The 13,207-nt window shown below is 36.5% G+C and carries 19 protein-coding genes; 1 reads left to right on the forward strand and 18 read right to left on the reverse strand.

Going from position 1 to position 13,207, the window contains the following annotated elements:
* Position 1: 1 nt before the first annotated feature.
* A complete protein-coding gene (locus ABXG98_RS07935; protein ID WP_353538160.1) occupies positions 2-460 on the reverse strand; it encodes a type II CBASS E2 protein in 459 nt (152 codons plus the stop codon).
* Positions 460-1,677 (reverse strand): nucleotidyltransferase domain-containing protein, encoded by a 1,218-nt coding sequence (locus ABXG98_RS07940; protein ID WP_353538161.1) that lies wholly within the window; start codon positions 1,675-1,677, stop codon positions 460-462. The genes ABXG98_RS07935 and ABXG98_RS07940 overlap by 1 nt, the downstream gene beginning before the upstream one ends.
* A 232-nt stretch (positions 1,678-1,909) precedes the next feature.
* On the opposite strand from ABXG98_RS07940, the gene ABXG98_RS07945 reads away from it, so the two are divergent.
* Positions 1,910-2,788, forward strand: coding sequence for a BrxR family transcriptional regulator (locus tag ABXG98_RS07945; RefSeq protein ID WP_343816001.1), 879 nt, complete (start codon positions 1,910-1,912; stop codon positions 2,786-2,788).
* Between the two features lie 61 nt (positions 2,789-2,849).
* On the opposite strand, the gene ABXG98_RS07950 is transcribed toward ABXG98_RS07945, so the two are convergent.
* The 16 genes from ABXG98_RS07950 to ABXG98_RS08025 all read right to left on the reverse strand — a co-directional run bounded on the left by ABXG98_RS07950 (position 2,850) and on the right by ABXG98_RS08025 (position 13,166).
* Positions 2,850-3,758, reverse strand: a complete 909-nt coding sequence (locus ABXG98_RS07950; RefSeq protein WP_343816004.1) for a sensor domain-containing diguanylate cyclase — start codon at positions 3,756-3,758, stop codon at positions 2,850-2,852.
* Positions 3,759-3,850: 92 nt separating this feature from the next.
* Entirely contained in the window at positions 3,851-4,174 is a 324-nt protein-coding gene (gene fliE / locus ABXG98_RS07955; RefSeq protein ID WP_343816007.1) for a flagellar hook-basal body complex protein FliE, read from the reverse strand.
* A 138-nt stretch (positions 4,175-4,312) separates the two neighbouring features.
* Complete coding sequence (locus ABXG98_RS07960) at positions 4,313-4,600, reverse strand: DUF5676 family membrane protein (protein WP_343223283.1); 288 nt, start codon at positions 4,598-4,600, stop codon at positions 4,313-4,315.
* Entirely contained in the window at positions 4,563-4,865 is a 303-nt protein-coding gene (locus tag ABXG98_RS07965; protein WP_343816011.1) for a YHS domain-containing protein, read from the reverse strand. Before ABXG98_RS07965 ends, ABXG98_RS07960 begins: the two co-directional genes overlap by 38 nt.
* Before the next feature lie 75 nt (positions 4,866-4,940).
* On the reverse strand, positions 4,941-5,291 hold the full coding sequence (locus ABXG98_RS07970; protein WP_008133179.1) for a hypothetical protein: 351 nt from the start codon (positions 5,289-5,291) through the stop codon (positions 4,941-4,943).
* 100 nt (positions 5,292-5,391) lie between these two features.
* The gene (locus ABXG98_RS07975) at positions 5,392-5,742 is read right to left on the reverse strand and encodes a hypothetical protein (RefSeq protein ID WP_008109746.1); all 351 of its coding nucleotides are present in this window, start codon (positions 5,740-5,742) and stop codon (positions 5,392-5,394) included.
* Between the two features lie 25 nt (positions 5,743-5,767).
* Positions 5,768-6,139 carry a cation transporter gene (locus ABXG98_RS07980; protein ID WP_343816018.1) on the reverse strand — a complete coding sequence of 124 codons (372 nt, stop codon included), beginning with the start codon at positions 6,137-6,139 and terminating at the stop codon, positions 5,768-5,770.
* Between the two features lie 11 nt (positions 6,140-6,150).
* The gene (locus ABXG98_RS07985) at positions 6,151-6,549 is read right to left on the reverse strand and encodes a hypothetical protein (protein WP_008109744.1); all 399 of its coding nucleotides are present in this window, start codon (positions 6,547-6,549) and stop codon (positions 6,151-6,153) included.
* Positions 6,533-7,198, reverse strand: coding sequence for a methyltransferase family protein (locus ABXG98_RS07990; protein WP_343816021.1), 666 nt, complete (start codon positions 7,196-7,198; stop codon positions 6,533-6,535). Before ABXG98_RS07990 ends, ABXG98_RS07985 begins: the two co-directional genes overlap by 17 nt.
* Positions 7,188-7,532: a DUF2933 domain-containing protein gene (locus tag ABXG98_RS07995; protein WP_343816024.1), complete on the reverse strand. Its 345-nt coding sequence runs from the start codon at positions 7,530-7,532 to the stop codon at positions 7,188-7,190. Before ABXG98_RS07995 ends, ABXG98_RS07990 begins: the two co-directional genes overlap by 11 nt.
* 19 nt (positions 7,533-7,551) lie before the next feature.
* Positions 7,552-7,908 (reverse strand): cupredoxin domain-containing protein, encoded by a 357-nt coding sequence (locus tag ABXG98_RS08000; RefSeq protein WP_008109738.1) that lies wholly within the window; start codon positions 7,906-7,908, stop codon positions 7,552-7,554.
* A gap of 18 nt (positions 7,909-7,926) precedes the next feature.
* Positions 7,927-10,191, reverse strand: a complete 2,265-nt coding sequence (locus ABXG98_RS08005) for a heavy metal translocating P-type ATPase (RefSeq protein ID WP_343816379.1) — start codon at positions 10,189-10,191, stop codon at positions 7,927-7,929.
* On the reverse strand, positions 10,184-10,591 hold the full coding sequence (locus ABXG98_RS08010; protein ID WP_343816027.1) for a MerR family DNA-binding protein: 408 nt from the start codon (positions 10,589-10,591) through the stop codon (positions 10,184-10,186). The genes ABXG98_RS08005 and ABXG98_RS08010 overlap by 8 nt, the downstream gene beginning before the upstream one ends.
* Positions 10,592-10,817: 226 nt before the next feature.
* Complete coding sequence (locus ABXG98_RS08015; RefSeq protein ID WP_343816029.1) at positions 10,818-11,120, reverse strand: hypothetical protein; 303 nt, start codon at positions 11,118-11,120, stop codon at positions 10,818-10,820.
* 301 nt (positions 11,121-11,421) lie between these two features.
* The gene (locus ABXG98_RS08020; protein ID WP_353538162.1) at positions 11,422-11,967 is read right to left on the reverse strand and encodes a c-type cytochrome; all 546 of its coding nucleotides are present in this window, start codon (positions 11,965-11,967) and stop codon (positions 11,422-11,424) included.
* Positions 11,968-11,978: 11 nt separating this feature from the next.
* The gene (locus tag ABXG98_RS08025) at positions 11,979-13,166 is read right to left on the reverse strand and encodes a hypothetical protein (protein WP_353538163.1); all 1,188 of its coding nucleotides are present in this window, start codon (positions 13,164-13,166) and stop codon (positions 11,979-11,981) included.
* Between the last annotated feature and the right edge of the window lie 41 nt (positions 13,167-13,207).

A 13,207-nucleotide genomic window follows, 5' to 3' on the forward strand; every position in this document is an offset into this window, starting at 1 on the left:
TTTATAAAACCTTTCCTTTAATAAAACTTTCATCAGGTTCAGGGTGCTCACCACCACCGTACCATTTGCCCGTAGCTAACCAACCAGTGAAATACATAAACCAAAGTGATGCCCAAGGGACAATCGTATCGCTAAGAAATTTGCTCGATGTCCATTCATCTGAAGATGGTAGGTAGAGGCATAATTTGGTTGTTGACTCATTAAAAATGTAAATGTGCGGTGGCTCAATACCACCAGTGATTTCATATAAATTGGGGTCTATAACATAAACTTTTGGCGATGAATTTAAGTCATATAGTATTTTAATGGTGTAATTCCCATAGACTTCATCTAGCCCCAATCGGCAAGACCAAACCAGCTTATCTCTCTTAATTAGACCTCTTCCTTGTGGAAATTTGGCCTGCAAGAAATATAGCTGTTTGCTTAAGCTAATAGTTTTATCAGTAAACTGCTTCATCATTATTTACCGAAAAATGTATTAGCTTTAACAGGGGTTGCTGTTGCTACAGTTGAGATTGCCCCTGTCTTTTTGATGAACAAATTATTGCTCTCTCTGGTTTCATTAAGCACCTCAAAGTGTTTTTCAATGGCTTTTGAGGAAGAGCCTTCACCAAGTAACGTATTTAATTTTTCTTTAATTAGTGGTAATAAGGTAACACTGGCAAGTTCTCTCAGTTTTTCGACAAAATCACTGTGCCAATAATGAAAAGCTTCAACACGTTTGGAGTCAACATTCCATTTCTCAGCAAAATTTTCATGTCGGTTTTTAGGGTTTGTTACCCACATTTCAATTTTGCCATTTACCACCTTAGTCTCAATGTAACCAGTCATGCTTTCCACAACTGTTAGCAGTACTTCAAGCTCGTTATTAAACGATTGTTGAATCACTAGTTCCTTATAAGCGCTTGCTGCTAACGTTGTTATAATTATTGATATTGGCGCTTTACCATCGTAGTTATTATTATCAAAAAATAATAAGTCTCTATGGCGCTTCATGATTTGAACAGCTCGTCTCAGTATTCCCTTAAACAGAGTGTGCTTTGGTAGCTCTTCAATATTTTTTGCTTCAAGTGCTGCATTAGCAAACATTCTGTCTGAAAAGCCGATGTATTTGGGTTCAAGTTTTGCTATGAGATCAAAATCTTCCGCATACCCTTTGGGATTAGATGCTTTCCATTCTTTTAATTTTTTATCTGGCACTGAAATAGCGCCATATTCATTAGCATTGTTTTGATCGGGAATAGCCGGAGTAATGTCTAGATGAAACTCGTCAGCATAATTTAATCGACACCCCCGGTTTAGTTCGCTGACTAGATCTTCAAAGTTGCCATTTTCTTTTATTCTGGCAATAACCTTTTGTCGGCATATATCTGGGTGGCTTCCTTCAGCGTTAGGTAAATAACAAATAAAGTCCAAGTCAAACTCTGCTCTAAAGACTGGTTTTGAAGTAGTCCCGATCCTTTGGCTACCTTGAGGGTAAATTTCAACACCTTCAAACATAGGATCATCACTGTCAGCGAGCCATTTTCCTACCGACATATATCGTTGCTCAGCAAGTTCTTTTTTTGTTTTAGATGGTTCTAAGGATTGGCAAGCATACTCAAGTAACTCAGTAAATAACGTTCGTTGCTTAGTAGATAATGCTGCAAAATTCTCATTGTATAACTTAGTTTTCATACTTTTATCCTATTTATTCATTATTATTCCTGCCCTCCACTATTTATTTAATTGAACTTTTATTATTCAGTTTTAGTACAGTAACTATACTATTGTATACTCACGATACGGTCAATATATTTTTATGGAACAATTAAAGATCATGAGGTTTATTTATGGATCTCATGATTGTACTTAATTAGTGATTGTGGTATATAGGGTGTATTAAGATTTAAGATGGATGAATGTAAAAATGGCTAATTTAGAAGATATTCCTGCTTCACAACTTGAGAGGTTACGTTATATAGAGTTTTGCTTAAAATTTTTAGGGGCATTTTCTAGGTCAGATCTAATCAATAAATTTAATATAGGAACTGCTGCTGCGAGCAGAGATATTTCTTTATATAAAGAAAAAGCCCCTCAAAACTTCAGCCACTCTTCTAATTCTAAAAACTTTGCACTAGATAAGTCTTGGGAATCTTTATTCGAATTTAGGTCCTCAGAGGTTCTAAATTTATTAACAGGTAGAACTGTACAAAGCAATAATCGTTCGTATATTCCAAATGATATTTTAGATGTAATAGATGAACCAAAAGTAGATATCATAGCTCCACTATCCAGAGCTATATATAATAAAAAAGTAATTCAAGTTGATTACTTTTCAAATTCTAGTGGTTTTAGTAGTAAATTATTAGTACCTCATGCTTATATTAATAATGGTTCAAGATGGCATGTAAGAGCTTATGATAGATCTAAATCTAGATTTGCAGACTTTCTCATTTCTAGGTTTCGAAAACTAGAAAATATCGACGAAGATGTTTTAGAGCACGAATACAACTCTTTTGATAATCAATGGAATAGAATAGTAGACTTAGAAATTATTCCACACCCTGATTATCCTCATCCTGAAGCTGTCATATCTGAATTTAATATGAACGGTGGTGTTTTAAATCGCTCAGTTAGAGCTTCATCCGTAGGATATTTTCTACAAAAGCTATATGTGGATTGCTCCAAAGATTCAAGCTCTCTAGAAGAGGGGCACTACTATCGTCTTAAACTTAAAAATAGGTTGGCATTATACGGGGTTGAGAATATGCACTTGGTTCGTACTTTTGATGGATTTGAAGAATAAAGAAATAAAAAATTAAGCTTTTATTATTTATTGTTGTAGCTGAAAATTTCTATCTTACTTATTAGTGGTTTTCACTGTCTAAAAAACAAATAGTTTTATTCCTTCCTTCCCCTTTTGCCTTATAAAGTGCTCGATCAGCTTTGAAAATAAGCTGAGAGCTAGTGACTTTTGAGTTGGGGACTATACATGCCACTCCCATGCTGACTGTGACAAAAGAATTGATATCAGAGTTAATGTTTTCAATTCTTTCACTAGCTAAAGTTTTCTCAATTATATTTGTAATATGAAGAGCGCCATCTTTATCAGTATTAGGCAATAGAACAATAAATTCCTCACCTCCATACCTAGCACACAAGTCACCAGGTCTCACGAGTGAATTTTGAATTACATTAGCGACTGCCTTTAAACAACTATCCCCTTCTAAATGACCGTATGTATCATTGAACAATTTAAAGTAATCTATATCGATCATGATAATAGATATTGGTAATTCATTACGCATAGCTCTACGCCACTCGATGTCCATGTACTCATCAAGCTTTCGTCGATTAGCTAACCCCGTAAGTCCATCTGTAAAAGAAAACATCCGCAACTGTGCTTCTATCTGTTTTCGACAACTAATATTACGCACCATAGAAATCAAATATTTTTGATCATCAATCGTTATCATTGAAGCAGAAACTTCAACAAAAAGTAGCTCTCCTTTTTTGGTTTTGCACGTTAATTCATTTGACCAGCCAGCTCCTTTTGCCAAGACTTGATTTGCAAACTCTTCTAACAAGTCCATCTCTTTAGGATGGATATCGGAAATCCTCATTGTAAGTAACTCATCTCTGGAGTAACCCAACATTTTCGTTGCTGAAGGATTCACATCTATAATCCTATTTTCATCTAATAAAAGAATGAAAATTCCATCATTAGAAAATTCAAATATTTTTTGTGATAACTCACTTTCGTTTAATGCTAGCAAAGGTAAAGTCCTTTCGGATATATTGTTAATTCATAAGACACTTAAAACCAAGTACTGAATAATGAACTTGTTAGCTTCAATACTAAGCAGAATCAAACAGGCATACTCATGATCTCTTTGTAACCTTCAATTGCCTTATTTCTAATTTGAATAGCCGCATCTGAACCTATACCAGCTTTAGATCTTGCAATCATTACATCTGCTAACGTTACACTTCTATCCCCTAATTCAAATGCTGTAGTTTTCTTTCCTGCATCTTTATGTAAATCATTTACAGTATTGAGGGCGTTTGACAATAAGTCACCAAAATTATTGGTTGTATTGTTAACAATATTATCGTTGTTTTGTGGCTTTGCTATGGCTTCAAGAGACATGCTCTGCATCTGGGCCAAAAGGGAATTATTTATGGTGGTCATGATTATTTCTCAGGTGTCAATATGTCGTCATAGGTCCTTCTGTTCTTGCAACTACAATGCCAACAACAAATTTAAACCCTTAAAAATCAACAACTAAGGTGTGAGTTAATCCTATGTTTAATTCTTATATTTTATAAACTATTTACTCTTGCTTCCTACAAAATTGTAAATTGGCACCCAAATCAATGCGAAATACCAACCGTATAAATAGCTTTCTAGCAGACCTAAAAAGAAACTTTTCCAACTTATCCATTCAAACCCTGGCAATAACTTTAGCCAAGTTGAGTACATTGCGTGTTGAGGAAAGAGCAAATCAAAAATAACGCACAAGGTAAAACTTATGGCTATAAATGAACTTGTCGCATGTCCAAATGCAGATAGTGAGATCTTATGGTTCATTAGTTTTCTCCGTTGATTTTTCTGCATTAGTATTACGCTCTTTAATAAATCTTTCAGGTTCAAGGTCAAAAGTATCAAGACAATCTTTAGAGCAAAAACGATATAAGTGCCCATCTTGGAGTTTTCCATAACCTTGATCATCTCCAACTTTACGGCCACAAACAGGATCTACGAAAGAATCATTTATGTTCTTTTCCTCATGATGACCGTGGGCCATATGAGCACCACAGCCGTGACGCATCATGAAATAAAAAAGTCCAGCGAATAGTAAAAATGAAAATAAACCTTCCATAACAAGACTCCTAGTAAGGTGTGAAAATAAAAAAACGTGGCACCAAACTACTCGTACCACGTAATAGGATATTCATCATTGAATTAACAAGACTAAATCGTGTTTCTTAACGACACCTTCTAACACGCTAACTTTTGCAAAGTGATCATCAACAAGTTCTTCAACTCTTACCTGACCTGTTTTTTGCCGTTTGAAGAAATCAGCTCCTTCGTCATTATCGTCATTCATTACATAACTGTAAGATTCTAAAATTTGCCCCACCTGTGCACCATCATCTAGGCCAACACAAACATATATGTCCCCATCAGTTACAGAGATTACTTGGCCGCGCATTAGATACCTATGCGAAAAATCGCTATTTGCACAACCAGAAACAATCAAGCCAAAAACTACAACGACAACTAATTTAGAAATTTTGTTTAACATATTATTTTCCTTTTATTTATTTGGTCATTAGTATCGAATTATTATTTAATTCGATACTATTTAAATGAATAAAAACAAGATTACTTACAAACTACATTTTCTATTTGTTTAATTGCACCATATCGTGTTTTTTTACATTTCCTTCTATCACTTTTACTTTGGCATAGTGTTCATTAATAATTTTTTCAATTTTAACTTTGCCAATATTTCTTCTTTCGACAGTCTCATCTCCTTCCCCAATGTTACCTGTTTCAAAAAATCGATAGGCAGTTAATTCTTGTCCAACTTCTGCTCCATCATCTAAGCCAAGGCATACAACCATATTATCAGTTGACGATGAAACAACTTGACCTCTCATTAAGTAATTATGTGAGAAATTACTGTTTGCACAGCCCGTAAGTACAATTGCAAAAGCAACTAAAGCTATTTTTTTAGATATATTTTTTAACATGATATTTTCCTTTTTAAGTTTAAGATTAACGTTTTCTTTTAATTGAACCTGGAGGAGTTTTATGACAACTCCATGGCTCATGTTTGAAATTATCCTTTACATTTTGATCACAAAATTTGTAATAACTTTCCTTTGTATGAGTCCACCAATCATCGTGTATATCTACACCATGCTTTCTGATGACTTCCTCTATACCATCAAGGTCCAAATTGACAGCATCGTAAGCCAAATGAATTTCTTCCTCTTTTCTATTGAATGAAACTTCGTCTAGGCCGAACATTTGATCTATTTCTTCTATCAAAGCATCAATATTTTCACTAGTTACATTTGATAGTTTCAGGTTTCTAACGACCAAGTTATTTTCTCTAACTCCAACTCTACGATCTAAATCCGTCATCACGGCCTCCTTTAGTGGTTGTGTTTATTTGTTGATTTCTTACCAGACATTTTGCTTGACCCCATTTTAGGCATCATATTGCTCATCATCTCAAGATGATGTTCTGCCATCTTTATTTGTTGCTCAATGGGCTTATCAGCCATTCTTCTGTGCATTATTTGCATCATTTTAATCATAGATTTTCGATGCTTATGCATTATCTCTTGCTGCTTTTCAGGATCACTTTCTTGCTTTACTGATAACATTTGCTGCTTCATCGCAAGCATGTTGTTATGCATTTTTTCCATATTTTCATGGGACATTGCCATATTGTTATGCATGCCTTTTTTCATCTCTGCACCAATAGCTGAAGCACCAATAGTGGTAGACAAAATGCTTATAACAGCGACTAAATTAACTAATTTTTTCATTTGATTTTCCTTGTGTTTTATTTGAAAAATTGGGTATCCAAGCGGGAGTTTTAGACATATAGTTCAAGTATTCATCACCAAATTCACTGATAACCTTGGCTTCTTCCTTATTGGCAAGTCGAATGTATACTACGAGTAATATTGGAAACATTACTACGGTCGGTATTGTTGGCCACTGAAGTAGAAAACCAAACATGATTAGAATAAAGGCGACATATTGGGGATGACGACAACGTGCATACCAACCTGACACAGCTAACGTGCCAGTCTTTTGAGCTTGATGAAGTACGTTCCATGCAGATGAAAGAATAAAAAATCCAGAAACAATTAGGATATTACTTGCAATATGCAGAGGATCCCAATGTGCATTGCCTTCAAAGCCAAAAATGGTATGCAACAAATGACCGTTATCGTGAGCTAAAAAATCTATTCCTGGATAGTTTTCAGTCAACCAGCCTGATAGAAAATATATAGTTAATGGAAATCCATACATTTCTGTAAATAGAGCAACGATGAATGCAGAAAAAGCACCTAAAGTTCGCCAATCAGTTTTTGTTTGTGGCTTTGCAAAACTAAATGCAAAAAAGATAAAAATTGCTGAATTCAAAATCACTAATGTCCACATGCCATAATCAGATTCACCGTTCATTGTCACTCTCCGTCTTAATACTTTCTTCTCTACCTGTTTTTAATCCTTCCAAATACCCATCTCTGTAAGCTTCATTTTTATCTGTCAGCTCTTGAAATGTTTCTGGCTCTTTTGGTGCTGAAGCTTCTTCTTCATGACCTTTATGGTCACCATGTCCGTGACTGCCATGCATAAAGACATGCATTAAAGGACACAATAAAAGAATTAAGAATGGTAAATATTCAAAGAAGTGTTGCTGATGCTCAACTAATAAGAAGTAGCTAGCAGCCCCTATTAAACCAAGTGCTGCCCATCCTGTAGGTGTTGACCAAAAAGATTTTTGTTTATTGCTCATGTTCGTCCTCCAAATATTCCTACTCAACGATCAAAGTGCCGCTATACATCTTCATTGGACAATGAAACGGATACTGACCCGGTGCCATAGAAGGTAATTCAATCGCTTTATTTTCATCAACAGGTAACTCTTCACTGACTTCAAAATCAGGAAAAATGACTGTTGCTGCACAAGGACTCCCGTCTTTTCGAAGAAAATTGAGAGTCGTTTCTTTACCTTTTGCTACTATTATTCTAGAGGGGTCATAAACACCGTTGTTTACGATAACGGTTACACTTTCCATAGTAGAATCAATTGCTTTTGCTGGTTTATATAACCAAAACCACCAGATAATTAACGCTATAAGTACCAACCCAAATAAATTAATGATCATCATGTCATTTCTTCCTTTTCTTTAATGTTCTTGCGGCTTAAACAATCTCAATCGATTTGCATTACTCACAACCGTTAGTGAGGAGAAAGCCATTGCAGCACCTGCAATTACTGGGTTTAATAACAATCCAAAAAATGGATAAAGTAGACCTGCTGCAAATGGAACTCCTGCAACGTTATATATAAATGCACCAAACAGGTTTTGTTTGATATTTCTAAGCGTTGCTTTACTGACAGCTATTGCATCAGCTAAGCCATGAAGTGATCCTCTCATCAAGGTGATGTCAGCACTTTCAATTGCCACATCGGTTCCAGTACCAATGGCGAATCCAACATTGGCCAATGCCAATGCTGGGGCATCATTAATACCATCTCCTGTCATACCAACGATTTCATTTTGGGCTTGTAATTCCGCCACTTTATTTGACTTATCTTCTGGAAGGACCTCAGCAAACACTTCTTTTATACCGACTTTTTTTGCTACTGCATTCGCAGTAGCTCTATTATCGCCAGTAAGCATAACTACTCTGATACCACTGTTTTGTAGCCTTTTGATTGCTTCAATAGAGTCTTCTTTGATTGGATCAGATACAGCTATAATTGCTGCAAGTTTATTATCTATAGCGAGGTACATTGGTGTCTTAGCTTCATCAGCTAATTTTTGTGCTTTTGAGACAAATTCTCCTAAAAACACGCCTTTTTTAAACATCAACTTTTGATTACCGAAGAGTAAATGATGATCTTCAAGTTTTGCCTCTATACCGTGTCCAGCTATAGCTTGAAAATCACTTATATCTTCAGGATCGATCTCTTGTGCTATCGCGGAATCAACAATAGCCTGTGCAAGTGGATGCTCAGATCTGCTTTCAATACTAGAGGCTATCGTTAAGATATATTTTTCTGTATAGGATTTATCAGCAACGAGAATGTCGGTTACCGTAGGAGAACCTTCTGTAATAGTCCCCGTTTTATCGAGAATCATCGCGGTAATTTTTGATGCTGTTTGTAACGCTTCTCCATTTCTAATCAAAACTCCAGCTTCGGCAGCCTTACCTACACCGACCATCACTGACATTGGTGTAGCCAAACCTAAAGCACAAGGGCAGGCAATAATTAGAACCGTGGTTGCAGAGACAACCGCAAAGGCTAACGCGGGATCAGGACCGAAGTTAAGCCATACCAAAGCGCTAATAATAGAGATGATCATAACAACAGGCACGAAATAGGCAGATATAGCATCTGCTAAGCGCCCAATTGGTGGCTTAGAGTTTTGTGCTCTTTTCACCATATTAATAATTTGTGCTAACGCAGTATCTTTACCTACTCTTGTCGCTTTAAAAAGAATTGAACCCGTCTTATTTAGTGTTCCTGCAACGACCTCATCTTCTTCTTCTTTTGCGACAGGCATAGGTTCCCCTGTTAACATGGACTCATCTATCGACGTGTGCCCCTCAATGACTAGGCCATCTACAGGAATTTTTTCTCCTGGGCGTACTCGAACAATGTCATTTAATAAAACTTGCTCAATAGCAATATCAACTTCTTTCTTATCACGAACTACTCGTGCTGTTTTTGCTTGTAACCCAATTAAACGCTTAATTGCTTCGCTTGTTCTTCCTCGCGCTTTTACTTCTAATGCTAACCCTAAATCAATCAATCCGATGATCATTGCAGTAGCTTCAAAATAAACATGCCTTGCCATTTCAGGAACAGCCATGGGAAAGAAAACAACTACCATAGAATAAATCCATGCAGTACCTGTTCCCAGAGCAATTAACGTATCCATATTTGCACTATGATTTACAAAAGATTTCCAAGCACCAACATAAAAATGCTTACCTGCAAAATACATAATGGCTGCACATAAGATCCCTATAAATAACCAAATACCACGTTCCAACGTAGTTTCAACAGTCATTGGGCCACCTGCAATACTATAAATCATTAACGGTACGCCAAGGCCCAAGGCTATCCACATTTGTCTCATTAGACTTGTATAGTATTTTTGGTCTGCAATCTCCTTCTCATCTAATAGTTCATCATCACTTGTATCTTCTGCACTCCTTGCGTTGTAACCTATTGATTCTATGGCTTGCACAAGATCCTCTGAATCAACTTCTCCATCAACAACAACAGTCCTCAATGCAAAGTTCATCTGAGCATTTTCTACGCCAGTAACGTTTTTCAATGCTGTTTCTATTTTTCCTACACAGCTTGCACACCCAGCTCCATCAATAATCAACTCTTGAGCTTTGGTGTCTTTAATACTACTCTCTATGCTATTCATCATTACCTCCTTGAATTAAATGACAGAGCATATCTCCTGTAGGTGATTTATCAGGTTTACTCTTCCAGTCATCAATTGCATTTCTTAAGACATTCCTCAATGCTAATGCATCATTAAATTTTTTCTCTGTTTCAGCCAATCTATGCTCAACGATTTCCCGAACCAAAGGACAAGCTGTCCTGCCATTATCAGCAACTAACAGGATTTCTTTGATCTCTTCAACTGAGAAATCTAATTGTCTGGCACTAAGAATAAATTTCAGTCGCTGTTGAGCTTGTTGGTTGTAACTCTTATAACCATTTTCAGTATTCTTAATAGGCATGATAAGTCCAATCCTACTGTAGTAGCGGACCGTATCAGGCGTGGTATTCAAGACTTTTGCAAGCTGAGATACTTTCATCCCATCATTCCTTATTCAAATATATAAACAGGGTATTTCTAAAACCTATGTTTAGCTTACGACTGTGTCTAAGACACAGGTCAAGTCATAATCTAAAAGGATTAAAAAAAACTGCTAAGCCTAGGATGCAATAGCTAACAATGGGAGAATTAACTACCAAAATTAGACTTAACAGCTTAAAAAGGTTGAATCGATATGCGTATTTAAGACGCACTGATCCTAAGGATTAAATGTGAATAGGTGGTTTGAATAGGTGTAGATATACACCTGAATCAGGATGTTCGTTTTGAGAAAGAAATCTCTTACCATTATCAGCGAAATGCATAAGGCTTTGTTCTATAGGCTGAGTTGAGGTAGATATATTAGAGCTAAAGCATCCCCCGATATTGGGGCAAACGCAGTCACCTGCATTACAAGTATCACACTCTTCATGTGCAGATTGTTTATCTACTGACATGCTATTGTGATCGTGCATAGCCATTTGACTAGCAATGTGAGAGCTATTATCAGAAATCATGGGCTTTTTCATGTTTTCACAATCCATTGGCGCATACGAAGCTAAACTTTGTTGACTAAACAACAAAATTATAACAATCGCTATAACACCTCTAAAATTGAACACTATTTATTTACCATAACTTAAATTTCTCACACCCCTCATACTAGCTTATTTCCCAATAATTGTCATGTTTTAGATCAATTAATTGTATTAGACCTAAGTCTTATTTCATGAGTATAAATGCCTTTGCTTTTTTGCACCTTCATTAAACGGTAAACATATTTAAAAACAATATGTTTACCGCAACTATTCAACAGCTATAGTTAAGTTTTTATTCCTTTAAAAAACCTATAATTGCCTTAATATCTTCTTTATTCATCGGATATTTAGGCATAGCTGAAGCCGCATTGTTAAATTTCGGATCTATTAGTTTTTTCAAGACAAACGATTCTCCTTTACTTGCGACGACTCCATCTAATGCTGGACCCAACTTACCACCTTCTCCCTTAATTTGATGACAACCTTGACACCCAAATTGGGTAACCAGTTCCTCTCCCGATTTTTTGGGAGCATTTGGTTTTGTATACTCTTCAGCATTTCTAACATCCGCTGTCAATGTGCTGGCTAAAAAGGCTTCTACAGCAAGTGCTTCTTTGCCAGTCATATGCGCTTTCGCCCTCATATGAGGAATAACCACTGACCACTCTTTCTTAGAATACTCTTCAGCGGGACGTGCATTGTGACAACGAGCACAATTCTCACTATACACTTTGGCCCCTTTAGCGACTAAAGATGGATCATTGACGTGCTGTGCCTTTATTGAAAAAGCACTCGTAGTTAACACAATAATTGTGAACACAAATTTAATTGATTTCATAATGGTTCTCCTTAAAATCCGAAAGCTAGTTGTAAGAAAATTCGGTCATCAGGTACGGATGTATGACTAGCTTCTTCGTTTTCAATTGAAGTACTTTCCGCACCTAGCTTTAATACTGCACTAGGTTCTAACCAATAATTTACACCGTAGTAAATTCGACTTCCGGTTTTCCCTCCATCTTCTTCAAAATCATGTTCAATACTGCCATCGAAATCAGATTCAATATCAGAGTAACGTACAACAAATTCAACAGGGTTTAACCACGACTTACCTAGTTGTCTAGCCTGCCAGGTTCCTTGAATGTACCATCCACTCTTATCGAAGTCTTTAACCCACTCTTCTCCATGCCCTTCCTCTTCGCCTTCTTCCTCTCCCTCGGTTTCAGCGGTAGAGCCAAAGATTTCTCCTCTTACACTGGAGTAACTTCCAACCCAGTTAAAGTCTATGTTATATGCGCTATAATTTAGATCTCCATCGTCACTATACGCCCCACTATAATAAGACATCCCTATTTCCCATTCAGGTAAAAACGCGTAGGCTATTCTTCCCCCAAATGCCATAGAGTCATTGTTATCACCTTTTTTTGATTCAATTTCGACACCGCCACCATGGTCTCCTTCTTCCTGGCGTGGTCCACTTACTGCGTAGAAATCAGTAAATATTCGTCCTGCATCACCTAAGACCCAGGTATTAGCGACATTAATTCCCGTATCATTCATGATACTAGTCACTCCACCTAAAGACCCGTTGCCTCCATGTCCGCCATAAATTCCCGGATTACTCACAGCTTTATTAATCCAACTAGGATGTAAATTTGCACCAAATTGACCAAAAGGTAGTAAAAACTTACCCGCAGTAATAATGGTATTATCATTAAAGAAATAATGCATATTTGCATATTCAAGTTCTGTTTCAGTTTCCCCTTCAGCATTAGTGCTAAATTCTAACTCTGCTTCGATATGAATCTTTTCAGATAATTGAAACAAGAAAATAGGAACAAACCGTGCAACAACATTATTTTGAATATCATTGCCTTCTTCATCTTTCATATCTGGCTGGTATGCATAAGTTACGTCACCGTAACCAGCCAATGCTAAACGACCAATATCTAAAGCAGAACTTTCTTGTGCGGTAGCAGTTGTCATCAAAGACATTGAAATGGCTGCTGCAACAGCCGATTGGAGAAGTACCTTTTTCATGGTATCACCTTAATATTTTGTTTAGGCGTGAGTTATTTCTC

This window comes from Colwellia sp. KU-HH00111 (genome assembly GCF_040362745.1).
Lineage (GTDB): Bacteria > Pseudomonadota > Gammaproteobacteria > Enterobacterales > Alteromonadaceae > Colwellia.

Coding starts and splice junctions, on each gene's coding strand:
- ABXG98_RS08010 (WP_343816027.1), bottom strand. CDS start 10,591: ATGAAAGTATCTCAGCTTGCAAAAGTCTTGAATACCACGCCTGATACG.
- ABXG98_RS07935 (WP_353538160.1), bottom strand. CDS start 460: ATGATGAAGCAGTTTACTGATAAAACTATTAGCTTAAGCAAACAGCTA.
- ABXG98_RS07970 (WP_008133179.1), bottom strand. CDS start 5,291: ATGTTAAACAAAATTTCTAAATTAGTTGTCGTTGTAGTTTTTGGCTTG.
- ABXG98_RS08020 (WP_353538162.1), bottom strand. CDS start 11,967: ATGAAATCAATTAAATTTGTGTTCACAATTATTGTGTTAACTACGAGT.
- ABXG98_RS08015 (WP_343816029.1), bottom strand. CDS start 11,120: ATGAAAAAGCCCATGATTTCTGATAATAGCTCTCACATTGCTAGTCAA.
- fliE (WP_343816007.1), bottom strand. CDS start 4,174: ATGACCACCATAAATAATTCCCTTTTGGCCCAGATGCAGAGCATGTCT.
- ABXG98_RS07945 (WP_343816001.1), top strand. CDS start 1,910: ATGGCTAATTTAGAAGATATTCCTGCTTCACAACTTGAGAGGTTACGT.
- ABXG98_RS08000 (WP_008109738.1), bottom strand. CDS start 7,908: ATGATGATCATTAATTTATTTGGGTTGGTACTTATAGCGTTAATTATC.
- ABXG98_RS07985 (WP_008109744.1), bottom strand. CDS start 6,549: ATGAAAAAATTAGTTAATTTAGTCGCTGTTATAAGCATTTTGTCTACC.
- ABXG98_RS07965 (WP_343816011.1), bottom strand. CDS start 4,865: ATGGAAGGTTTATTTTCATTTTTACTATTCGCTGGACTTTTTTATTTC.
- ABXG98_RS07995 (WP_343816024.1), bottom strand. CDS start 7,532: ATGAGCAATAAACAAAAATCTTTTTGGTCAACACCTACAGGATGGGCA.
- ABXG98_RS08025 (WP_353538163.1), bottom strand. CDS start 13,166: ATGAAAAAGGTACTTCTCCAATCGGCTGTTGCAGCAGCCATTTCAATG.
- ABXG98_RS07975 (WP_008109746.1), bottom strand. CDS start 5,742: ATGTTAAAAAATATATCTAAAAAAATAGCTTTAGTTGCTTTTGCAATT.
- ABXG98_RS07960 (WP_343223283.1), bottom strand. CDS start 4,600: ATGCAGAAAAATCAACGGAGAAAACTAATGAACCATAAGATCTCACTA.
- ABXG98_RS08005 (WP_343816379.1), bottom strand. CDS start 10,191: ATGAATAGCATAGAGAGTAGTATTAAAGACACCAAAGCTCAAGAGTTG.
- ABXG98_RS07980 (WP_343816018.1), bottom strand. CDS start 6,139: ATGACGGATTTAGATCGTAGAGTTGGAGTTAGAGAAAATAACTTGGTC.
- ABXG98_RS07990 (WP_343816021.1), bottom strand. CDS start 7,198: ATGAACGGTGAATCTGATTATGGCATGTGGACATTAGTGATTTTGAAT.
- ABXG98_RS07940 (WP_353538161.1), bottom strand. CDS start 1,677: ATGAAAACTAAGTTATACAATGAGAATTTTGCAGCATTATCTACTAAG.